Below are 21,022 nucleotides of genomic sequence, written 5' to 3'. Positions count from 1 at the left end.
GAGCCGATTTGGAACATCCGCATACGATGTGCAGATCATGGTCTTCATCCGGGTGCTGGGCGCGTTCGCAGCGGAGGTAGACGGTGCGGCCGTTCACCTCGGCGGGCCGCGGCAGCGGGGCGTGCTGGCGTTGCTGGTGGCGGCGCGTGGGCAGGTCGTGCCGGTCGACCGGATGATCGAGGATCTGTGGCGCGGGGAGCCGCCCGCGCGGGCGCTGCTGTCCCTGCAGGCGTATGTGTCCAACCTGCGTCGGTTGCTGGAGCCCGGACGTCCGCCGCGCACGCCGGCCCGGCTGCTGGTGAGCGCGGCGCCGGGTTATGCGCTGCGGCTGCCACCGGAGGCGGTGGACGCGTGGCGGTTCGAGGGCCTGCTGGGCCGAGCGCGTACGGACACCGACCCACGCGCCGCGCAGGCTCGGCTCGCCGAGGCGCTGGGGCTGTGGCAGGGACCGGCGTTCGCCGAGGTCGCCGACGAGCCGTGGGCCGCCGCCGAGACGGCCCGGCTGAACGAGCTACGCCTGGTCGCCACCGAGCTGCACGTCGCGGCGGGTCTGCGCATCGGCGACCCCGCCGCGGTGGTTCCCGAGGCCGAGCGGCTCACCCGCGACGAGCCGCTGCGCGAGGAAGGCTGGCGGCTGCACGCCCTGGCACTGTGGAGCAGCGGCCGCCAAGCCGACGCGCTGGCGACGCTCCGCCGCGCCCGCGGCATCCTCGCCGAGGAGCTCGGGCTCGACCCCGGCCCGGACCTGACGGCGTTGGAGGAGGCGATCCTCACCCAGCGCACGGACGTCCTACGCGCGACCGTGCCCGCGCCCCCGCTGACCGCGTCGCCGCCGCAGGCGGCCCCTCTCCCGGAGACGGCTCCGATCGTCGAGGCCCCGTTCGTCGGACGCGAGGCACAGATGTCGGCACTGGTCACGGCCGCCACCAGGGCCGCCACCGACGGCGCCCGCATCGCCCTGGTCACCGGCGAGGCCGGGCTCGGCAAGTCGACGCTGCTGGAACACCTCGGCAGGCGGCTCGAACGTGACGGGTGGCTGGTCGCCGTCGGCCGCTGCCCCGAGGTCGACGGCGCGCCGCCCGCGTGGGCCTGGACCGAGGCGCTGAGAGCCGTCGCCGCGACCACGTTCCCGGGCGAGTTCGCGGACGACCTCGCGCCGCTGCTCACCGACGCCGGGCCGGTGAACGCCGACGCCACCGCGGGACGGTTCCGCCTGCGCCAAGCCGTGTGGAAGTGGCTCGCGGCGGTCGCCGCGGAACGCCCGGTCGCCGTCGTGCTGGACGACCTGCACTGGGCGGACGCCGCCACCCTGGAGCTGCTCGGCGGCGGCCTCGGCATGCGGGCCCCGATCCTGGTCGTCGCCGCGTACCGCGCGGACGAGAGCGGGCACCTCACCGAAACGCTGGCCTCCCTCGCGCGCGCCACGCCCCTGCGCCTGGCGCTGCCGGGGCTGAACGCCGAGGCCGTCGCGGAGCTCGTACGGACCGAATGCGAGGCCGACGAGGAGACCATCGCAGGGATCGCCGAGCGCACCGGCGGCAACCCGTTCTACGTGCGCGAAAGCGCCCGGCTGCTGAACGGCGAAGGCGCGCTGGTCGCCCTCTCCGAGGTCCCCGAAGGCGTACGGGACGTCCTGCGCCGCCGGCTCGCGCGCCTGCCCGAGGCAGGCGTGTCCGTCCTCCGGCTGGCCGCGGTCGCAGGCCGGGAAAGCTCGGTGGACGTCCTCGTCAAGGCCGCCGACACCGACGAGGACGGGGTACTGGACGCCCTGGACGCGGGCGTCATCGCCGGGCTCCTCGACGAGCCCGGCCCAGGCCTCATCCGCTTCGTCCACGCCCTCGTCAGGGACACGCTCATCGCCGACGTCAGCAGATTGCGTGCTACCCGGATGCACGCCCGGATCGCCGCCGCTCTTGAAGGCACCGACGACATCGCGGCGCTGGCCCATCACTACGCGCGCGCCGGCTCACCGAAGGCCGTCGGCTACTGCGTCCAGGCCGCCGAACGTGCCGAGGCCCGCTACGCCCACGACGTGGCGGCCGACCTCCTCACCGACGCCGTCACCCGCTCGACCGGACCGGACGAACGCGTCGAATTGCTCGGCAGGCTGCTGCGCGCGCAGATCCGGGCGGGAGCCGTCGCAGCCGCCCGCGAGACACGCCGTGAAGCCGTGGAGTACGCAGAGTCCCTGGGCCGCGACGACCTGATGATCGCAGCATTCACCGCGTGGACGGAGCCGACCGCCTGGCAGGCCCGTACGTACGGCACGGTAGACCGGCCCATCGTCGACCGCCTGAGCCGCCTGCTGGAGCGTGACCTGACCCCTTCGGTGCGGTCCCGGCTCCTGACGGCGTACGCGCACGAACTGGTCGGCGAGGACGACCCGACGGTTGTCGAGGCAGCGCAGGAGGCACTCGACCTCGCCACCGAACCCCGGTTGCGGGCCGCGGCACTCGAGATCCTGGCCGAAGTCCACGGCGACGCCGAGCTCTGCCGGGAACTCGTGGAGATCGGCACCGAGCACGACCTGCCGGTCTACCGCGTCACCGGGCTGCTCAACCATGCCGGCGTCGCCGCCGCCGCCAATGACCCGGTGACCATGCACCGAGTGATCACCGAGGCCCTGGAACTCGCGCGTACCTACCGGATGCGCGAGGCGATCGCCGTCGCGGAGATCACGCTGGCGGGCCTGGCGCTCATCGAAGGCCGACTCGCCGACGCCGAGGTCCTCTACATCAAGGCCGACGAGGGCATGCGGCGCATCGGATCGGTGCACACGGGCTTTCACCAGCTCGCCCTGGCGACGATCTGGCTGAACGAGGGCACGCTCGGTGCGCACCTGGACGACGTTCGCGCCCTCCACGCCGTGCTCGGCCCCATGGTCTCCGACCTGCTCGCGCTCGCCCTCCACGCCAACGGCCTGGACGCCGAGGCTCGCGAGGTCCGCGCGTCACCCAGCCCGATCCGTCCCGACTTCTTCTTCACCTTCCTCACGACGTTGCGCGCGATGGCCATCGTCGTCTTGAACGACCGCGATGCCGCCGAGGAGATCTACGCGACGCTGCTTCCGCATCGCAACGGCCCCCCGGCGGGTGCCGCGAGCCTGTCGTTGGCGCTGCGCCCGGTCGCCCACACCCTCGGTGAACTGGCCGTCTTCCTGGGCCGTACCGACGAGGCCGCCGCCCACTTCACCCAGGCCGCCACCATCGCCGACCACTGGAACGCACCCCACTGGGCCGCCGAGGCCCGATTGCGAACGACCACCTAGCCTCTGCCCACGGCACAGTACGCCGCGGCTGTGGACCGCTGGACAGCCGCGGCCGCCGCCACCTGGGCCCGGCACCTGTCCGCCGACTGGCGCTTGTCGGTGATCAGCCGGTCGATCTGTTCGCGGGTGCGGACGCAATGAAGGGGTGTCGCCGCCGAGAACGTCGTCTCAGGAGCGATCCTCCAATTTGTCAGATAATGCGGATTATCTGACAGGCGCTCGCGCACCCTCACTCGGCCTGACGAACGGCCTGCTGTCACCGGCTTCACCGATCAGAAATCCTCCCCCACGTCGTCAGTTCTGGTAACCCCCCGCACCGATGGAAGGATGGAAGACCATGACCGACGCCAGACGGCTGGGCGCCGACGAGGCCACGTTCATCGCGGCGGTCCGCTCAGACGACACGGCGAGGTTCGCACTCCTCACCGAGCGCCACCGCCGTGAGCTGCAGGTGCACTGCTACCGGATGCTCGCGAACTACGAGGACGCCCAGGACCTGACGCAGGAGACGTTCCTGCGAGCGTGGAACAAGCGGGAGTCGTTCAAGGGCCATGCCGCGCTGCGGACCTGGCTGTACCGGATCGCGACGAACGCCTGCCTCGACTTCCTGGAGAAGCGCAACGACCGCACACCCCTACCATCCGAGCTGCCGGACCCTGGCTCCGAGGTGCTGTACCTGCAGCCGTACCCCGACCGGATGCTTCCCGAGGATCCGCAGGAATCGGTGGTGGCGCGGGAGACGATCGAGCTGGCGTTCATCGTCGCCGTCCAGCACCTGCCGCCGCGGCAGCGGGCGGTGTTCATCCTGCGCGACGTCCTGGGCTGGCCGGCGTCGAAGGCCGCCGACGTCCTCGAGCTGACCGTCGCATCGGTGACCAGTGCACTGCAGCGGGCGCGCGTGACGATGCGCGAGCAGGTACCCGACCGCCGCCTCGACTGGCGGAGCCCCGCCACCCACGAGCTGTCGCATGACGAGCGCGGCGTGGTGAAGGCGTATATCGACGCCCATGAGCGCAACGACCTCGACGGGCTGATGTCCCTACTGCGCGACGACCTGCGCTTCGCGATGCTGCCCGAGTCGGGCACCTTGATCATGACGGCCAAAGACGCGGTGGACGGCTGGGTCTCCGGTGGGCTCTTCCAGCGCGGCCACGACGACTGGCGCTGTGTCACCACGACGGTCAACCGCATGCCTGCCGCCGCGCTGTACCTCCGCACCCCCGACGACCCGGAATACCGTCTGTTCGCCATCGCGGTCCTGCACATCGTCGACGGGAAGATCGCCGAGCTCACCGGATTCGACGCCGCCGACAAGCCATGGCTGGGCCTGCCCCCGACCCTGTGATCAGACAAGTCCCCATCGTCGACGAATCCAGCGCACGGGCCGCCGTCACCGAAGTCACCGCGGAATGAGCACTCCGACCATCTGACCACCACCGCCCCGCCGGCGTTGCCGGCGGGGCATCTTTGTGCCCCGGAAGAACATCTTCATGATCATCGACGGCGTCGTCCTCCTCCGGCGAGTCGGTCAACAGCTCACTCGGAACGCAAGGACAAGGCCGGGGAAGGTTCCCTCATAGCCGAGGGCCACGGTGAGCACGCCAGGAAGGATTTCGACCCGGCCTCACGAGCCGAGCATGCGGCCCGTGCTCATCGCCTCGTTTCGTATCGCGTCAGCACCACGCCGCCGGGAAACGTCCGCGTCTCCACCAAGGTCAGGTTCACCCAGTTGTCCAGCGCCGTGAAGAACGGAGTGCCACCGCCCACCAGGACCGGGTGGGCGGCCAGGGCGTACTCGTCGATCAGCCCGGCCCGCATGGCCGCCCCGGCGAGCGTTGCGCCGCCAATGCCCATGGGGGCGCCGTCCTCGGCCTTGAGCCGAGTGATCTCGGCTACCGCGTCGCCGGTGACCAGGCGGGTGTTCCAGTCGACCTTCTCGACCGTCGAGGAGAACACGACCTTCGGCGTGTCCCGCCAGTTCCGCGCGAACTCGATCGCCGCCGGGGTAGCGTTGGGCTGCTGGTCGCCGGTCGGCCAGTAGGAGCTCATCGTCTCCCACAGCTTGCGCCCGTACAACGTCAGGCCGTTCGCCTGCTCCCCGTCGAGCCACCACTGGAACAGCTCGTCGCTCGGCGGCCCGCCCCAGCCGATGTCGTCGCCGGGCGCGGCGATGTAGCCGTCCAGGGTCACGTTCATGCCGAAGATCAGTTTTCGCATCGTGTCAGCCTCCTGTGAGTCGATCTCGCACGTACAGACGGGCGCGGCGCGGAAACCTAATCGGTGCGCGATCCGCGTCAGCGGATTGTCTCCCGGGTTCCGGGCTCAGCACGGCGTACCCGGCGGGCAACGCCATCCCGGATGCTGCCCGGCTTCAACTGATGGACGAGTGGCCCGGTGATCTGCGCTCGATCCGGGACTTGAAGCGCTCGGCTTTGCGGAATTACCAGGAGGTGGTTCGCCCGTTCCGCACGTACATCACCGACCCGGCCTACGGCTGGCCAGCGGAGTGCGAGCAGCGTTTCGGCACTCATCCGGTGCGGGTGCGTGAGGGCTGGCCGCCAGTGTTTCGGGATGCGTGCTGTTCAAACCGCCTACGCCTTCGGCCTGCGTCGCAACGAGACTCGGATGCGTGTTGCGGTCGATTTCGGCCGCAACACGCACGGACCGGAGTTCGGCGAGTACGGAGTGCTGTATGTCCGGCACGGCAAAGCGCAGAAGGGCTCCCCGCCAAAAGCGGCGCAGCGTTCTGAGCGTCTGGCCATGGGCGGCGGAGATCCTGCAACGGTGGGACGTGGAGGTGAGCCCGCTGTTCGCCACGATCCGGCTGCGGACCGTCTCCACAGCGGCCTGCTACGCCGGTTCACCAGCGAGACCACCCACCCCGCCTACGCCGCGATGCTGGAGGTGGTCGGCAAGCGCGGAGAGCTCGCCTCCTACCGGCGCGAAGAACAGGAACTGGGGATGTTGTGCCTGCACATTCTCCAGTCGGCCCTCGGTCTGATCAACACGCTGATCATCCAGGACACCCTCTTCTCCAGTCGGCCCTCGGTCTGATCAACACGCTGATCATCCAGGACACCCTCGCCCCACCCGAGTGGGAGAACGTCCTCACCGACCTGCCGACTGCGTAACGCCGGACGCTCGCCCGTTCCGGCGGCAGCGCGGCTGGACCGTCCCGGCGCGCGATGCCGGCGGGGGCGTCGGCGATACTGTGGGCGTGGAGTACGTGTCCAGAGTGCCGCGACCGCCGCTGGACGGGCTGATCGACGACCTTTACTACCTGGAGGGTGCGCCGCCGTACGCCCGGCTGATGCTGCCGCCGATGCCGTCGGCGTTGCTCATCGTCAACCTCGGGGCGCCGTTCCGCATCCGCGCCGGCACCGACATCGAGACGGCCGAGTACGCCGACGGCTGCGTGGTCACCATGCCCACCCGCGCCTTCGAGTTCGGCTATCCGCCGGGGACCCGGTCCGTCGGCGTGCACGTGAAGCCGTGGGGGCTGGCGCCGTTCCTGCCGATGCCCGCGGCCGAGCTGTGTGACCGGCCGGTGACGGTGGAGCAGGTTTGGGGCCGGCCCGCCATTGCCGAGCTGCGGGACCGGCTGGCCACGGCGGCCGGGCCGTACGAGATGCTGACGCTGCTGGAGGAGGAGCTGATGCGACGGCTGTGCGAGACCGCCGGCCTGGGGCTGGTCCGCCATACGAGCAGCGTCATCGCGGCGACCAGCGGGGCGGCGGCGATCGGCGACCTGAGCGTGGCAGCCGGTGTCAGCAGCACTCATCTGACGCAGCGGTTCAAGGAGCTCATCGGCGTCACGCCGAAGCGGCTGGCCCGCACCTACCGCTTCACCGCCACCGTGTTCGCGATCAACCCCGCCGGACCGATCGACTGGGGCGACCTCGCCGGTGGCGCAGGCTACTTCGACCAGGCCCACTTCGGCCACGAGTTCCGGGCGTTCACCGGGCTCACGCCGACCCGGTACGTCGAAGTCCGGCGGCGGTTCCTGCGCGAACATCCCGGCCACGTGCTGGACGGCTGGCCGCTGCCGGCCGATTGATTTCTTACAAGAGCGGCAGCTCACGACAGGCTAATTTGGGGGCACCCCAAAGCAGAGGAGAGCCCCGTGAGCAAGGTGGTCATGTACAGCTCGGTGTCGGTGGACGGCTTCGTCGCGGACGAGAACGACCAGCCCGGACCGCTGTTCGACTGGTTGTCCAGCGGTGACGTCCCGTTGGACGAGAGCGGCGAGGTGAAGGTGTCGCAGACGTCCTACGATTACACCCGGCCGTACTGGGACCAGATCGGAGTCACGATCGTCGGCCGCCACGTCTTCGACATGACGGACGGCTGGGACGGCAAGCCTCCGGGCGGGATCGACCACGTGGTCGTCGTGACACACCGGCCGGAGCCCGAGGGCTGGGACCCCGAGGCGCCGTTTCACTTCGTCGACGGCGTCGAGGCCGCCATGGCCAAGGCGCAGGAGCTTGCGGGTGACCGCATGGTCGAGGTCGCCGCTGGCGACGTCGGTGGCCAGGTGCTCGCCGCGGGTCTGGTCGACGAGGTGCGCATGGACGTCGTACCCGTCGTGTTCGGGTCCGGCAAGCGCTACTTCGGGTCGGTCGACGCGCAGCACCTGTTGGAGGATCCTGACGTGGTGATTCAGGGCAACCGGGTGCTTCACCTGCGCTATCGGGTGCGCCGTTGACCGATCTGAGCGGGTACGCGAAGAAATCCACCGCGTACAGTGACACAAGATCGGGCCTCCGGCTGCGTTTGCGCATCGCTGTCCCCGGTCGGGCAGCCGACGCCGATCCGCCCCAGCACCTCACCTGCTCCAGATCACTGGTTGCCGGTTTCCGTCGTATCGTGGCCGACCCCCGAACGAACTTGGCCTGAGCGTGGCTTCGGGACTTTGGGCCCGATCAACGCGCCGACTCAGCCCTCCCATCAGGGCTTCTGATATCGCGGTCCTGGACCACGCTTAGCCCGGCGAATCAACCAGATGTCGACGCTGCCGTCCGGCGGCGCGGTCGGCGAGCTCGCCCGGCAGCCAGGCGTGCTCCTTGAGCAGCAGCGCGTCTACGGACTCCCCCACCCAGGGCAACCGGACGGCGGGGTCGTCGCCGAGCCGCCAAAGCTGGTTGCTCCAGCCCCGCGCGCCGAGCCGCAAAGGACGATCGGCCAGGTCGGGGTGCCGGTCGCGCAGCAGTTCCCGCACCCAACGCCGCATGGTCATCTTTCGAGATTGATGAGACTTCAGAGATTCTGAAGGTCTCATCGTCCTCGTCGTTCGTCTTGCACGGATGGCGAAGACGAGGAGGCCGGAGTCGGCGCTGGCGGTGGTGTGGGATCTTCGCGTGGCGCGGGGCGTCGCTCAGCGGCCGCCACCGGTGGCGTGCTCCCGGCGGTCGAGGGCGGCCTGCAGTTGGGCGAGCCACTCGCGGCCCCTTCCGCGGCCGTCGGGGAGCTGGTCGTCGCGGTCCCAGCGCCAGGAGACCACGAGGGCGAGGCTGAGGATCCGGCAATCGGCGAGCAGCGCGGGATCGGTGCCCGGGTAGTGCGCGGCGACGTCCTCCGGAGCATGCGCGAGGTCGAACTCGACGGGTCCGCGGCAGACGGTCTCCAGGTCGATGAAGAGCGGTCCGTCCGCGGTGGCGAGGAGGTTGCCGGGGTGCGGTTCGCCGTGCAGGAGTTGTTGCCGCGTGTCGCGGTCCAGGATCGCGCGGCTGATTTCGTGGAGGGTGCCGGTCAGCAGGGCGCGTTCCGTGGCACCGAGGTCGGGGCTGACGGCGGGGTCCTCGACCACCCGGAGGGCGTCGGCGACGCGGTCGGTGAAGTGCGGTGCGGCGAGGTTGATGCGGCGCAGGCCCGCGTGCAGCCGGGCCAGGGCGTCGGCGTAGGCGGCGGGCGGGTGGTTCTCGGGTGCGGCGGTGGGCTCGTGGTAGGTCCAGAGGGTGACGGCGAAGCCGTCGCGGACATGGACGCGAGGCTCGGCCCTCGGATCGAGACCCGCCACCGGGCTGCCGGTCCCGGCGAGGCGCCGGGCGATCTCGACCTCGAAGTCGAGGCGGTGCGCGAGGGGCGCGACCCGGGCGAGCACGCCGCTGGGCCGCAGCCGGACGGCTATCCGGTTCGAGTTGTGCAGCACGGCGGCGTCGTCGGCGCCCAGACCGTACTCGGCGGCCGTGTCGACGGCCGCGGCCACCGCCCGCGGGATCTCGGTGTCCTTCATGTGTTCGGTGCCTCTTCCTGCCGGAGTCGATGTGTGCGGCGCGGCCCCTTGGGCCGGCCGAGCGTCTGACGTGTCATGACCAGGTCGGCGCGGCCGAACATGGCCGACGACCCCGAGGCCGTCGCCGTCCCGTGCCGTCAGGGGCCGGTCAAGGAGAGGGCTCACGTCCGGATCACCCCGAGGCAGCGCCGTGCCGAAGCCGTCGCCGCTGAGCCGGCGGCCGGCCGCGGCGAGGGCGGACGCGAGCGCGTCGGCCTGCTCGGGGGGCACGCGGCAGCGGAAAAGGGTTGAAGCGGCGGGCGTCGTCGGCGGCGACGCGGGTTCGTCCGGGGGGCGGCCGGCCTTGCGTCAGCGCCCGCGTGCGGTCGCCTGCTTCCTGGAGGAGTGCGAGGGGGTCCGCCGGTCACGTCTGTATGCAACACCACCCGGTCGGTTCCGCGCATTCGGTTAATTGCCGGTGCCGGCGGAGGGCGTGGGTGTCAATCTCCTGGGAATGAAGTGGGCCTCCCCCTCGGCGAACACGTTCACCCCCTTCCTGCCGGTACGGCGGTGCCGTGCACCGATCTGGTCAGCGCGTCGGCGATCACGTCGGCGGACGGGATGACGGCCTGCGCCAGCGACGGCGCGGCCGGGATCCGCACCGGCGGCGCACCCACGCGGATCGGCGCGGACCGCAACGGCACCCCTGCCTCGGCGACCGCGGCGACGACCTCGCCGCCGACCCCACCGATGGTGTGCGCCTCGTGCACCACGACCAGCCGGCCGGTACGCGCGAGGCTGCCGAGCACGGCCTCCAGGTCGAGCGGTCGGATCCATCGGGCGTCGAGGACCTCGGCCTCGATCCCCTGTACCGACAGGCGCTCCGCCGCGGCCAGCACCTCCTGCTGGACGGCTCCCCACGTCAGCACGGTGACGTCCGAGCCCGGCCTGCGCACCGCGGCGCCTCCGACGGGCGGCACGTCCCCGCCCAGCCGCACCTCCTGCCTGCCGGCGTGGTAGAGCGTGCGGTTCTCGATGACGATCACCGGGTCGTCGCTCCAGATCGCCGACAGCAGGAGGTCGTAGGCGTCCTGGTGGGTGGCGGGCATGCACACGCGCAGTCCGGGGACGTGGGCAAAGAAGGCCTCCAGGCTCTGCGAGTGCTGCGCGCACGCGCCCGGGGCGCTGCCCTGCTGGGTGCGTACGGTGATCGGCGCGCCCAGCAGGCCGCGCGAGACGTAGCGGACGTTGGCCGCCTGGTTGACCAACTGGTCCAAGGCCACCAGCGAGAAGTCGGCCCACATGATCTCGGCGATCGGCCGGCGTCCGAACATCGCGGCGCCGATGGCTCCACCGAGAATGGCCGACTCGGAGATCGGCGTATCGAACACCCTGTCGCCGAACTGCGTGCGCAGCCCCTTGGTCACGCCGAAGACGCCGCCGGGTGCGGCCACGTCCTCGCCGAACAGCAGGGTCTCCGGCCGTTCCTCCAGCGCGCGGCGGAGCGCGGCGTTGACGGCCTCGGCGTAGGAGAGTCGTCTGGTCTGCTCAGGCATACAGGTGCTCCAGAACGGTGGTCGGGGCGGCCGGCGGGTCGGCGAGCGCGCGCTTGGACGCCTCGGCGATCTCGGCGTGCACGCGGTCCGCGCCGGCGTCCAGTTCGTCCTGGAGGACGCCCGCGGCGCGCAGGACGGCCAAAAGCCGGACGATCGGCTCGTCGGCCAGCGCCCGCTCGATCTCCCCGGCGGGGCGGTAGCGCTGTGCGTCGCCGACGTAGTGCCCGACGAGTCGCTGCGTCATGGCCTCCAGCAGCACGGGTCCCTCGCCGGAACGGGCCCGGCCGACCGCCTCGGAGACGGCCTCGCGGACGGCCGAGGGGTCGTTGCCGTCGATCCGCGCCCCCGGCATGCCGTACGCGGACGCGCGCTCGAACAGGAGGTCCACCCGCACCATGGCGGCGATCGGCGTCAGCTCCGAGTAGCGGTTGTTCTCCACCAGGAAGATCACCGGCAGGCGGCGTACGGCGGCGAAGTTCATCGCCTCGTGCACCGCCCCCTGGTTCATCGCGCCGTCACCGAACGCGGCGAGCGCGACCCTGCCCGACCCGTCGTGGACGGCGGCCAGCGCCGCGCCGGCGGCGATCGGGGCACCCGCGCCGACGATGGAGTTCTCGCCGTACATGCCGTACTCGGGCGCCGTCAGGTACGCCGACCCGCCCCGGCCGCCGTTGATCCCGCTCTGGCGGCCGAGCAGCTCGGCGAACAGCGGGTACGGTGGCACGCCGCAGGCCAGCGTCCACCCGTGCCCACGATAGGTGGGGAAGACCGCGTCGCGGCTCAAATCCAGCGCTGCGCAGGCGCCGGTGTAGATCGCCTCCTGCCCGTTGCACAGATGGACGGATCCGACGACGTCACCCTGCGCCCGCAGGCGGGCGGCCTCCTCCTCGAAGAACCTGATCCGTCGCATCGACTCAAGATGGTCGAGCAGCGTGGCTGTTTCAGGCATGGGGGTGCCCACTCTCCTCTCTCTCGGTACGCAATCCCTGGTCGCCGACTTGCTACCGGGACGTCATGAGGCGTCCCGGTGGCCGGGCGATCTGCCCCGCTCGGCGGGAAGCACGGCCAGGTGCCCGGCGCGCAGGAAACCGGTCGCCATGGAGGCCGCCTCGCGGACCGCCATGGTCAGCGCGGCCTGCCGCTCGTGGAACCGGGCAGTCGGGACGGACACCGTGTACGCGCCCGTCGGCGAGCCCGTCTCGTCGAAGAAGGGCGCGGACACGCAGCACACGCCCTCGCTGAACTCCTCGCGGTCCACCGAGTAGCCCTGCCTGCGCACCCGGGCCAGCTCGACGGTGAGGTGGTCGTAGTCGACGATCGTGTGCGGGGTGACCGCCGCGAGCTCCACTCCCTTGAACATCGCCGCCACCTGCTCCTCGGGCAGGAAGGCGAGCACCGCCTTGCAGGAGGCGCGGGCGTGCATCTGGCCGGTGTAGCCCACGTCGAGATTGCCGACGATGACCGCGTGCAGCCCGGAGATGTACTGCTGCAGCGTCAGCGTCCCGTGGTACCAGCCGGAGATGTAGGACGTCTCATGCGTCCGGTTGTGCAGCCGGGTCAGGATCACCGCGAGCTCCGGTGACGGGCCCGACCTGCGCTGGAGGTGCCTGTTCAGCGACGCCGCGCGGTGGCCGACGTCGTACCGGCCGCCGGGCAGGCGCACCACGTAGCCGCCGGCCAGCAGGGTGCGCAGCAGGTGGTAGCAGGTGCCGAGCTTGATGTCGAGCTGACGGCTGAGCACCTTCGCGGTGGCAGTGCCGTCGGCGGCGGCCACGGCCTCCAGTACCTGCAGGCCGCGCTCCAGCGTGTGCAGCACGGTCTTCTCGCTCATGCCCGCCTCCCCGCAGGTCTCGCCCTGTCAGGTCTCACCCTGTCAGATCTCGCAGGGCGGGGGCGAGGGCGAGCACTCCCGCAGCCTGCACCACCACGTCCACCACGTCCACCGCGACGAACTCGTCCGGGCTGCGCGCCCTGACCACCTCGCCGGGCCCGGACACGGCCGCCGGCACCCCGGCCGCGCTAACGAAGGCGGCGTCGGAGCCGGCTGCGATGCCGCCCTTCATGCAGGGCTCCCGAGGCGGCAGCGGAACCAGGCGATGAGGTTCTCCCTGCCGCTCTCGCCGGCCTGACGGACGCTCGCGGACAACAGCTCCAGCATGTCCTCGGCCAGCGCCTTCACCTGGGTCAGCACCTCGGCGTTGCTCGGTTGCGGCGGCATCCGGTCACCTCCCTTTGGCCGTTTACTGTGCGCTGTCGCCTCGCTGCGCCGCATCAGAATGAACCCGTTTTTCGACTATCTGAAATTCAGTATGCGGACACGTGAAATGGCAGGTCACACTTGCCTAGCGTGCTCAGACCTCAACCGGCCTCCGAGGAGGAGCTCACCGATGATCCGCCGCTGGAATCCCGACACGCTGGCCCCGCCGATCGGCCAGTACAGCCACCTCGCCTCCGTGCCGGCCGGCCACGAGCTGGTGATGATTTCCGGCCAGGTCGGCGCGCTGCCGGACGGCACGCTCGCGGGCCCCGACGCCGAGACGCAGACGCGGCAGATCTTCGCCAATATCGAGCGGCTGCTCAACTCGCTCGGCGCGGGGCCACACCATTTGGTGAAACTGTTCACCCTGGTCGCGGGCGTCGAACACGTCGAAGGCTGCCGCGCGGCGCGAGCGGAGACGTTCGCGAAGTGGTACCCCGACGGCGACTGGCCCGCCCATTCGCTCGCCGTGGTCACGGCCCTGGCCGCCCCGGAGCTGACCGTCGAGATCGAGGGCGTGGCCGCCCTGCCGCGCCGATGAGCCCGGAGGACTTCCGTGGGCTCTTCCCCGCACTGCGGTCAACGGTCTGGCTGGACACGCCGGGCGTGCCGCCCGGCGCACGACCGGTGACCGATGCCCTGCACGAGGCCGTGTCCGCGTGGTCCAGCGGCGAGCTCGACTGGCCGGCATGGGACGCGGCGGCGGACGAGGCCCGCACCCTGTTCGCCCCGCTGGTCGGAGCCGACCCCGCCACGATCTCGACGCTCGGCTCACTCGCCGAGGCCGCTGCCACGGTCGCCGGATCCCTGCCGCGCGGCCGAGTCGTCGTGGCGGCCGAGGAGTTCCGCAGCAATCTGTTCCCGTGGCTGGCACAGCACGACGTGGTTGCGGTCCCGGCCCGCGACGGCGCGACCCGGGTGGAGGACCTGATCGCCGCACTGGACCACGACACCGTGCTCCTCGCCGTCAGCGAGGTGACCAGCAGAGAAGGGCAGCGGCTCGACCTGGCCGCCCTGCGGGAGGCGACCGACCGGGTGAACGCGCGACTGTTCGTCAACCTGACGCAGTCGCTGGGCGCGCTGCGCTTCGACCCGGCGGCCGTGCGTCCCGATTACCTGGCCGTGCACGGCTACAAGTGGATGCTGTGCCCGCGTGGCGCGGCCTGGCTCGTCACCAGGCCGGACCGGCTCGGCGAGCTGACAGCGCTCGCGCCGAGCTGGAAGTCCACCAACCCGCCGCACGGCTACTTCGGCGGGCCCCTGCGGCTGGCCGACGACGCCGGCCGGTGCAACACGTCCCCGCCTGGTTCTCCTGGCTCGGCGCCTGCGCCGCACTGCGCCTGCTCGGCTCGCTGGACGCCGGCCGCGTCGAGCGGCACTGCCTCGACCTCGCCGGGCAGCTCACCGAGCAGGCGGCAGGCATCGGCTACCGGCGCGTGGTGAGCGGCCCGCTCTCGCAGATCGTCGTGCTACGCACCGACCACGCCGACCGCCTGTCCGCGCGGCTGCGCGAACAAGGCGTGCGAGCGACCGCGCTCGGCGACCGCGTGCGTTTCGGCTTCCACTACTTCAACAACGAGGACGACGTACGAACGACGCTGAGTATCCTCGCAGAGAGACAGCCCTTCCGGGGCCGAGGACGGGCTGCACGGCTCATGACATAAGCCGTGCCCGTCGTAACCTGAGTTGATACGGAGTCCACCTACCCGATCGACCGGACGCTGCCGGTGCTGCGCGGCCGGCGGAAGCTGAACGCGGAGGGGCGATCGCCGACATGCCGGACGAGGAGAGCGCCTTCGGCCAACGCGACGCGGCCGTCGAGTACGTCACCCCGGCCGGGAAGCCGACGCGGCTTACGGCGCTCAAGGACGTCTACGTCTTCCACCTCAACCACAACATCCGCCCGTCTACCGGCCGGGAGGGCCCAGGTCGCGGTCTCGGCTGATGTCCCAGGAGTCGGGAGGCGGCGGTGACCAACCTGTTCCCCTCGTCCCGGGGCCGTCCCGATCGGAAAAGGACGGCAGCTCCACGCTCCCTGGCTGGTCCTCCGGTGCGGGATGGAATGTATCCTCCAGCCCGCGGACCAGGGCTTCCGAGCAAGAGAAGGAGGATCCCGTCGGGCTTGCGAGATCGTCGCGCGGCTCGCGGGAGGGGTTGCCCAGCGGCTGTGGCAGGGATGGGCGGGAGCCTGCTGTGAGTCCGCTCCGGGAATCGTGCGCCGGCGGATCCCCAGGTGCTGGGCCGGTCTGCTCGGTCGCCTTGTGGAGCTCGCGCCGGCGAGCGATGGCTGATCGCTCGGGAGCCACTTCCCGCGACGGCTCGGAGCGCTCAGCCGACTCACCCGGCTCGGGGGCATGCGATGCGGCGGCGTGCGGAGCGGGTTCCGGCGTGGGTGGAGCCGTCGGGCGGCCATGGGACCCGGGCGGATCGGGACGTCGCTCATCCGCAGCCCGTGCTTCGTCAGTGGCCTGCCGAGTCGCGGCGTGGCGCTGCGCGTACCGCAGGATCTGCTCCGTGAGCACCCGGCACAGAAGGGCGATCCTGATCGCGCTCGCATCGAACCGCCGACGGAGGCGGACCTTGTTGCGGAATCCCATCGACACGCCGATCCGCCCGTACAGCGAGCGCAGTCCCGTGATCAGGCTCGGCTCGGTGAGGCGTTCGAACTCCCTCTCCAGGCGGGTCAGAAGAGTGGCGAGGGCGCGCTCCACGACGTCACGGGCGATCATGGCCGCGGCGTCCCTGTCGTGAGGGTCCGCCAGCAGCCGGCGCATGGCCGACCGCCGGCCGCTCCGCAGGTGCAGGCTGTCGATGCGGATCAGGAAACCGTCGGCGCGGAGGGTGAACGTATTGCGCTGGTAGCATCGCTTGCCGATCTGGACGCCGCAGGAGCGCCTGACGACGATCAGCCGCGTGTCGTCCGGATGCCTGCGGGTGAAGGACTCGGCCGACGACCCGCGGAAGGCCGGAAGTCCCAGAAGGCGGATGTCGGTCCTGAACCTGTCCTCCGCGCCCTGCGAGATCAGGGCGAGCAGCGCCGTCAGCGCCTCCTCGTCCAGTGCGATCTCGAGCTTGGAGAGGACGATGTCGTAGGTGTCGGTCTGGGAGTTGTATGCGCCGATCTGTATGCCGACGCAGTCCCTGATCCAGATGATCTCAGGTTCCGCGACCGGCTGACGAATCGGCGGCCCCTCGGCGACGTCCGCCTCCGGCACGGGACCGGCCGGATCCCACCCGTACGACGTCCGCGTGATCTGCCGGGCCCGCCATTCGACGGCGGCAGGGGGCGGTTGCGCCCGGTCGTCGAGCCGCTCCTCTCCCGTGCGGCGCCCCTCAGGAGGCGGCCCCGACGGTTCCGGCGTCTGTGGAGGCCGTAGCGGCCATTGGTAGACGATGTGGTCGGGCGTGACGGTCACCTGGCACTCGCGCCGCCCGCGCTTCCACCGTGCGTGGCCGGCTTCGCGCAGCGGCGCTTGCCCCTGCTTGTGCCGGGAGTACTGTTCGTCCGACAGCTCGTCCGAACCGGCCCATTCAGCGAGGGCGATCAACGTCCGCTCCCAGATCCGGAAGGGGGACGGACGGGCCGAAGGTGCAGTGCACGAATTGCACGCCCTTGGCGCCGTCTTCCGTGACGACCTGGACACCACTGCTGTGCTCAACGTGGATCGCGACCTTGCCCAGCGGATCCTGCTCGAACGCGGACGCGTCCGGCTCCTCGGCCGGTGACGTCTTCCTCCGCCTGCCCTCTACCATCTTCTGAGTCCTCTCGGTGAGTAGAGTGCCCAGGCCGGCCAGGGAGCCGGCCGCCAGGGCGGCGATGACCACCGTTAAGATACCGTCCACTGTGCTGCCTCCCGCGAGCGTTGGTGACTCGATGCTGCAGCACCGCCGGACTCACCTGTCGGCCAGATTCCGGTTTGACAGGCGGGGGCTCGGGAGGCGGAGTGATCGGCGTTCAGGTGCCGCGGCGGCACCGGGAACGGGGTACGGCGGCGGCGCTGTGGCGGGCCGCCGATCGGTGACCCGCCCGCGTCGCACCGCCGGTCACGGTGTGACCGTACCCCCGTCCACGCCGATCGCCGGGAGCGGCCGCGCCGCCCTGGTCGCCGCCCCCGCGTCAGGCCCGCACGCCGCCTCCAGCAGGTGGTCCCCGAGCGCGAAGTCGATGGCGTGCGTGACAGGACTACCGTTCTCGTCGAGCTGCTGGTAGTTCCTCAGGTTGGTGCCGAAGGCGAACTGGTGGCCGCCGTCGGTGTCGGAGAACGCGAAGGTCTGCATGCCCGGGATGCTCCCGTCGTGCCCCCAGAACCGGCCGCACGGCAGGTCGAGGGGGTAGATCCCGAGACCGTAGTCGAGCACGGCGCCCGAGAACGACCGGATGGGCACGGTCTTCTGCATCTCGGCGAGCAGAGTCGCGTCGAGCAGCTTGCCCTGCAGCAGCAACCGGAAGAAGCGGTTGAGGTCCTCCATCGTTGAGGCGACCGCACCCGCCGTCCAGGCCCAGGACATGTTGTAGACGCTGTAGTCCTTGGGCGGGTCGAGATAGCCGAACAGCGCCTCGTACGCCTTGGAGCTCGGCCCAGGAAGGTGCGGCGTACGCGGGAACGACGTGTGCCGCAGCCCGGCCTTCCGGAAGACGTGGTCGGTGATGTACCGCTCGGCGCTCGTGCCCGTCACCTTCTCCAGCAGCAGGCCGGCGATGACGAAGTTCGTGTTCGAGTACGCCCCGGGCATCACTCCCGGTTGCCCGGTCGCGGGAGCGCCGAGCCCCGCCCGCGCCAGCTCCTCCGGCGGGAAGGCGCGGAAGCGGTTGGCGTCCAGGCTCTCGATCGTCGGGAAGATCACCTCGGTGTGGTTGGCGATGTGGCTGGTGTGGTTGAGCAGCATCCGTACAGTGATCTGCTGCCCGCGCTCACCCGGGATCAGGTCCGGCAGGTAGCGGCCGATGGGGGCGTCGAGCTCGATTGTGCCCTTGCCGACCTGCTGTAACACGGCCACGGCAACGAACGACTTGGTAACACTCCCGGCCCGGTGCACCATCTCGGGCCGCATCGGGCGGCGGGTCTCGACATCGGCCACGCCTGCGGCGCCCTTCCAGCTCCGCCGGCCGTCCACGACGTTCGAATAGGTGCCGTACATGCCGGCCTCGTGCATCGCGTCCAGCGTCTGGCGCAGCCGCTGCCGGTCGAGGCCGCCGTCCTCAGCGGCGGCCGCGGGTCCCGCCGCGAGCAGCGCGGCGGCCAGGGTCGCGGCTCCCAGCCGCGAGGTGAGCGTGCTGAATCGACGAATGGTCATGGCGCTCAGCATGAGCCTTCCGCTCGGCGGAGGTCAGTGCGCTGTGTCACGGGTCTCGCATGACAGACGTCAACTCTCGCACCAAGCCGGCGTGGCCGTCGTCGGACCAGACCTTGAGGGCGAAGCAGTCGGTGACGCCGGCGGACGGTTCGGCGGAGCCGGCGACCTTCAGGTCCTCCAGCATGGCGGCGGCTTCGGCCAGGACCTCGCGCAGCCAGGCCAGCAGCGCGCAAAGCTGACATGGCTGCGCAGCCCAACCAAGATTGGAGCCGAGGGCGGAATCCGACGACTCATTGTCGCCGCGGCGGCGACCCGGGCTGTGGCGCGGCTGGAGGCGGCGGCGGTCGGCTGGTGCGGGCCCGGTCGACCTATGCGGCCCCGCCGACGCGGCGCCAAAATATCAGAATTGACTTATATAAGTCCAGGCCGGTACGATCTCCGTCGTGCACGCGTTCGACATCCTCGGCGACCCCGTACGCCGACGCATTCCGGAGCCGCTCGCCGACGGTGAGCAGACCTCCGGGGCGACCACGGACGTCATCCGGGCCGAGTTGACCATCTCCCAGCATCTGGGTGTGCTACGTGACAGCGGGTTCGCGTCGATGCGGACTGAAGGCGCTCGGCGGTTCTACACCGTCGAGCCCACGCCGCTGAGCGAGGCCGACGCGTGGCCGGACCGGTTGCGCCGGTCCTGGGAACAACGCCTCGACGCCCTGGGGACCGAGCTGGCCCGGGGCAGGCGTGCACGCCCCCCGAGCCGGTCGGCAACCCACCCGGCAGGCCAGGCCCGGCACCGATACGGGCAAAACCGATCCACCACCGACAGAGGCATGACATGAAAGACGTACTGGACGAGCTGGCCGCCGTGCGCCGGGCGATGGGCAACAGCAGAGTGCCCGCCGGCGAGGCGTACACCGTGGAGCTGCGGCGTCGATACGACGCGGAGATCGACGACGTCTGGGACGCCATCACCCACCCCGAGCGGCTGCGCCGCTGGTTGAAGCCGGTCACCGGCGCCCTTCGGCTTGGCGGAAAGTTCGAGTTGGACAGTGGTGAGCACGGCGACATCCTCCGATGCGAGCCGCCGCGTCTGCTCAAGGTGTCCTGGCTCTACGGACCGGACGCCGACGCCTGGCCCGGCACGAGCGAGGTGGAAGTGCGCCTGGCCCCGGGCCCTGCCGGCGACACGGAGCTCGAGCTGATCCACGCAGCCTTCATTGGGGAGCCCTCCTTCCCCACCTACGGCCCAGGCGCCGGCGGCGTCAGCTGGGACCTGGCTCTCCTCACCCTGGCCCGGCTCTTGGCCGATGACGAGATCGCCGGCCACGAGGAGTTCGAGAAGTCGCCCGAAGGACGCGAGTTCAGCCGGCGCAGCGCCGCAGCCTGGGGCCAGGCTCATCTGGCCGCCGGTGGCGAACCGGAGCACGTCGCGGCCGCAGTCGAGGCCACCACCAAGTTCTACGCACCCGACCCAGTCTGACATTCCTACTGCGGTGGGCTGGCCGGCGCCCTCGGAGCTCACGCCCACGATGAGAATTACGAATCACCAGGCGGAGGGCAGTACAAAAGCACGTTGTCCCACACCTGAATGGAAAAGAATGATGCGCCCATGAAATACACCGTCTCCATCGAGATCGCCCTGCCGCAGGAGAAGGCGGTCCAATTGCTCGCCGACCCGGCGCACCTGCCGAAATGGCTGCGGGGCCTGGTGCTGCACGAGCCGCTGACTGGGGAGCACGGGCAGCTCGGCACCAAGTCGCGGGTCGTGATGCAGATGGGCCAGCGGAAGATCGAGTGCACCGAGACCATCACCCGCCGGGAACCGGCAGACCTGCACGGGATCCCGACAGGGAGCGTCGTTCACTTCGACCGCGAGATCGTCGGCGAGGGCATGTGGAGCGCCGCGCGCGACCGGCTGACCGAAGCCGGCCCGCAAACGACGCTCTGGGAGAGCGAGAACGAATACCGGTTCAGCGGCCTTCTGATGAAGCTGGTGGGACTGCTGATGCCCGGCGCCTTCCGCAAGCAGTCGCAACAGCACATGCAGGACTTCAAGGCGTTCGCCGAGCAGGGAAAGGACGTCCGCGAAGCGACGAACTGATCTGCCGTAACTGGTCAGGCGTCAGACCGCGTGGCGTGTTGATCTTCCCTTGGGACAAGCTCCACCGGCGTTTTCTGGAGATGACCGTTACCGAAGGCGGCGAGGCCGGCGCTGCGGCGGCACAACGGGAAGTTCCAGGTCGCCATCGGTCACTCAGAGCAACTTGCCGACCCACCGCGTCCGTGGAGATCCTTCTCCTCCGCCAGACGAGATCACGCACCGACTCCCAGGTTCGCTCTGACTAGATGATTGAGTCCAAGGGGTCAGGGATGGTCAGTGGTCGTAAAGGATCAGTGACCTCTTGATCGGCTGGCCGGTGTGGTCGTTGTGCCAG

24 protein-coding genes and 1 pseudogene are annotated in these 21,022 nt (G+C 70.5%); 13 read left to right on the top strand and 12 right to left on the bottom strand.

The window, feature by feature from the left end; all coding sequences use genetic code 11:
* The first annotated feature begins 37 nt into the window (after positions 1 to 37).
* Both AB0I15_RS60120 and AB0I15_RS60115 read left to right on the top strand, forming a co-directional pair.
* Positions 38 to 3,268, top strand: a complete 3,231-nt coding sequence (locus AB0I15_RS60120) for a BTAD domain-containing putative transcriptional regulator (RefSeq protein ID WP_358118277.1) — start codon at positions 38 to 40, stop codon at positions 3,266 to 3,268.
* A gap of 337 nt (positions 3,269 to 3,605) precedes the next feature.
* Positions 3,606 to 4,613 (top strand): RNA polymerase subunit sigma-70, encoded by a 1,008-nt coding sequence (locus AB0I15_RS60115; RefSeq protein WP_358118275.1) that lies wholly within the window; start codon positions 3,606 to 3,608, stop codon positions 4,611 to 4,613.
* 305 nt (positions 4,614 to 4,918) lie between these two features.
* Here the strand turns inward: AB0I15_RS60115 and AB0I15_RS60110 are convergent, their stop codons facing one another.
* A complete protein-coding gene (locus tag AB0I15_RS60110; RefSeq protein ID WP_358118273.1) occupies positions 4,919 to 5,485 on the bottom strand; it encodes a dihydrofolate reductase family protein in 567 nt (188 codons plus the stop codon).
* A 354-nt stretch (positions 5,486 to 5,839) separates the two neighbouring features.
* Here AB0I15_RS60110 and AB0I15_RS60105 point away from each other — a divergent pair, with 354 nt between their 5' ends.
* The 3 genes from AB0I15_RS60105 (at position 5,840) to AB0I15_RS60095 (ending at position 7,973) form a co-directional block, all read left to right on the top strand.
* Positions 5,840 to 6,322 (top strand): hypothetical protein, encoded by a 483-nt coding sequence (locus tag AB0I15_RS60105; protein ID WP_358118271.1) that lies wholly within the window; start codon positions 5,840 to 5,842, stop codon positions 6,320 to 6,322.
* A gap of 163 nt (positions 6,323 to 6,485) precedes the next feature.
* Complete coding sequence (locus AB0I15_RS60100) at positions 6,486 to 7,325, top strand: helix-turn-helix domain-containing protein (protein WP_358118269.1); 840 nt, start codon at positions 6,486 to 6,488, stop codon at positions 7,323 to 7,325.
* Between the two features lie 66 nt (positions 7,326 to 7,391).
* Complete coding sequence (locus tag AB0I15_RS60095; protein WP_358118267.1) at positions 7,392 to 7,973, top strand: dihydrofolate reductase family protein; 582 nt, start codon at positions 7,392 to 7,394, stop codon at positions 7,971 to 7,973.
* A 339-nt stretch (positions 7,974 to 8,312) separates the two neighbouring features.
* On the opposite strand, the pseudogene AB0I15_RS60090 reads toward AB0I15_RS60095, so the two are convergent.
* Together AB0I15_RS60090 and AB0I15_RS60085 are read right to left on the bottom strand one after the other, a co-directional pair.
* Positions 8,313 to 8,504 (bottom strand): annotated as a pseudogene (locus AB0I15_RS60090) (aminoglycoside phosphotransferase); the annotation flags it as partial.
* A 138-nt stretch (positions 8,505 to 8,642) separates the two neighbouring features.
* Positions 8,643 to 9,500, bottom strand: a complete 858-nt coding sequence (locus AB0I15_RS60085) for an aminoglycoside phosphotransferase family protein (protein WP_358118266.1) — start codon at positions 9,498 to 9,500, stop codon at positions 8,643 to 8,645.
* Between the two features lie 75 nt (positions 9,501 to 9,575).
* Between AB0I15_RS60085 and AB0I15_RS60080 the strand changes: the two genes are divergently transcribed.
* Positions 9,576 to 9,791: a hypothetical protein gene (locus AB0I15_RS60080; protein ID WP_358118265.1), complete on the top strand. Its 216-nt coding sequence runs from the start codon at positions 9,576 to 9,578 to the stop codon at positions 9,789 to 9,791.
* A gap of 233 nt (positions 9,792 to 10,024) precedes the next feature.
* Here AB0I15_RS60080 and AB0I15_RS60075 read toward each other — a convergent pair whose 3' ends face one another.
* From AB0I15_RS60075 to AB0I15_RS60055, 5 genes are all read right to left on the bottom strand, one after another.
* Complete coding sequence (locus AB0I15_RS60075; protein WP_358118263.1) at positions 10,025 to 11,035, bottom strand: transketolase C-terminal domain-containing protein; 1,011 nt, start codon at positions 11,033 to 11,035, stop codon at positions 10,025 to 10,027.
* Entirely contained in the window at positions 11,028 to 11,984 is a 957-nt protein-coding gene (locus AB0I15_RS60070; RefSeq protein WP_358118261.1) for a thiamine pyrophosphate-dependent dehydrogenase E1 component subunit alpha, read from the bottom strand. Before AB0I15_RS60070 ends, AB0I15_RS60075 begins: the two co-directional genes overlap by 8 nt.
* A 63-nt stretch (positions 11,985 to 12,047) precedes the next feature.
* Positions 12,048 to 12,866, bottom strand: a complete 819-nt coding sequence (locus tag AB0I15_RS60065) for an IclR family transcriptional regulator (RefSeq protein WP_358118259.1) — start codon at positions 12,864 to 12,866, stop codon at positions 12,048 to 12,050.
* Positions 12,867 to 12,900: 34 nt separating this feature from the next.
* Positions 12,901 to 13,098, bottom strand: coding sequence for a hypothetical protein (locus tag AB0I15_RS60060; RefSeq protein WP_358118257.1), 198 nt, complete (start codon positions 13,096 to 13,098; stop codon positions 12,901 to 12,903).
* Entirely contained in the window at positions 13,095 to 13,253 is a 159-nt protein-coding gene (locus tag AB0I15_RS60055; RefSeq protein WP_358118255.1) for a hypothetical protein, read from the bottom strand. The genes AB0I15_RS60060 and AB0I15_RS60055 overlap by 4 nt, the downstream gene beginning before the upstream one ends.
* A 169-nt stretch (positions 13,254 to 13,422) precedes the next feature.
* Between AB0I15_RS60055 and AB0I15_RS60050 the strand changes: the two genes are divergently transcribed.
* From AB0I15_RS60050 to AB0I15_RS60035, 4 genes are all read left to right on the top strand, one after another.
* The gene (locus AB0I15_RS60050; protein ID WP_358118254.1) at positions 13,423 to 13,833 is read left to right on the top strand and encodes a RidA family protein; all 411 of its coding nucleotides are present in this window, start codon (positions 13,423 to 13,425) and stop codon (positions 13,831 to 13,833) included.
* On the top strand, positions 13,830 to 14,735 hold the full coding sequence (locus AB0I15_RS60045) for an aminotransferase class V-fold PLP-dependent enzyme (protein ID WP_358118252.1): 906 nt from the start codon (positions 13,830 to 13,832) through the stop codon (positions 14,733 to 14,735). Before AB0I15_RS60050 ends, AB0I15_RS60045 begins: the two co-directional genes overlap by 4 nt.
* A complete protein-coding gene (locus AB0I15_RS60040) occupies positions 14,732 to 14,956 on the top strand; it encodes a hypothetical protein (RefSeq protein ID WP_358118250.1) in 225 nt (74 codons plus the stop codon). Before AB0I15_RS60045 ends, AB0I15_RS60040 begins: the two co-directional genes overlap by 4 nt.
* A gap of 110 nt (positions 14,957 to 15,066) precedes the next feature.
* Complete coding sequence (locus AB0I15_RS60035) at positions 15,067 to 15,237, top strand: hypothetical protein (RefSeq protein ID WP_358118249.1); 171 nt, start codon at positions 15,067 to 15,069, stop codon at positions 15,235 to 15,237.
* Here AB0I15_RS60035 and AB0I15_RS60030 read toward each other — a convergent pair.
* From AB0I15_RS60030 to AB0I15_RS60015, 4 genes are all read right to left on the bottom strand, one after another.
* Positions 15,200 to 16,840 (bottom strand): hypothetical protein, encoded by a 1,641-nt coding sequence (locus tag AB0I15_RS60030; RefSeq protein WP_358118247.1) that lies wholly within the window; start codon positions 16,838 to 16,840, stop codon positions 15,200 to 15,202. The two genes, AB0I15_RS60035 and AB0I15_RS60030, sit on opposite strands and share 38 nt — an antisense overlap.
* Positions 16,824 to 17,117, bottom strand: a complete 294-nt coding sequence (locus AB0I15_RS60025) for a hypothetical protein (RefSeq protein ID WP_358118246.1) — start codon at positions 17,115 to 17,117, stop codon at positions 16,824 to 16,826. Before AB0I15_RS60025 ends, AB0I15_RS60030 begins: the two co-directional genes overlap by 17 nt.
* Positions 17,118 to 17,336: 219 nt before the next feature.
* Entirely contained in the window at positions 17,337 to 18,587 is a 1,251-nt protein-coding gene (locus tag AB0I15_RS60020) for a serine hydrolase domain-containing protein (protein WP_358118244.1), read from the bottom strand.
* Between the two features lie 46 nt (positions 18,588 to 18,633).
* Positions 18,634 to 18,771, bottom strand: a complete 138-nt coding sequence (locus AB0I15_RS60015; RefSeq protein WP_358118242.1) for a hypothetical protein — start codon at positions 18,769 to 18,771, stop codon at positions 18,634 to 18,636.
* Between the two features lie 259 nt (positions 18,772 to 19,030).
* Here AB0I15_RS60015 and AB0I15_RS60010 point away from each other — a divergent pair, with 259 nt between their 5' ends.
* The 3 genes from AB0I15_RS60010 to AB0I15_RS60000 all read left to right on the top strand — a co-directional run bounded on the left by AB0I15_RS60010 (position 19,031) and on the right by AB0I15_RS60000 (position 20,688).
* Complete coding sequence (locus tag AB0I15_RS60010; protein WP_358118240.1) at positions 19,031 to 19,426, top strand: transcriptional regulator; 396 nt, start codon at positions 19,031 to 19,033, stop codon at positions 19,424 to 19,426.
* Positions 19,423 to 20,067: an SRPBCC domain-containing protein gene (locus AB0I15_RS60005; protein ID WP_358118238.1), complete on the top strand. Its 645-nt coding sequence runs from the start codon at positions 19,423 to 19,425 to the stop codon at positions 20,065 to 20,067. Before AB0I15_RS60010 ends, AB0I15_RS60005 begins: the two co-directional genes overlap by 4 nt.
* Before the next feature lie 129 nt (positions 20,068 to 20,196).
* Complete coding sequence (locus AB0I15_RS60000; RefSeq protein ID WP_358118236.1) at positions 20,197 to 20,688, top strand: SRPBCC family protein; 492 nt, start codon at positions 20,197 to 20,199, stop codon at positions 20,686 to 20,688.
* The last annotated feature ends 334 nt before the right edge of the window (positions 20,689 to 21,022 follow it).

This window comes from Nonomuraea sp. NPDC050643, assembly GCF_040654715.1.
Lineage (GTDB): Bacteria > Actinomycetota > Actinomycetes > Streptosporangiales > Streptosporangiaceae > Nonomuraea.
This window is presented reverse-complemented; position numbering and strand designations above follow the sequence as displayed.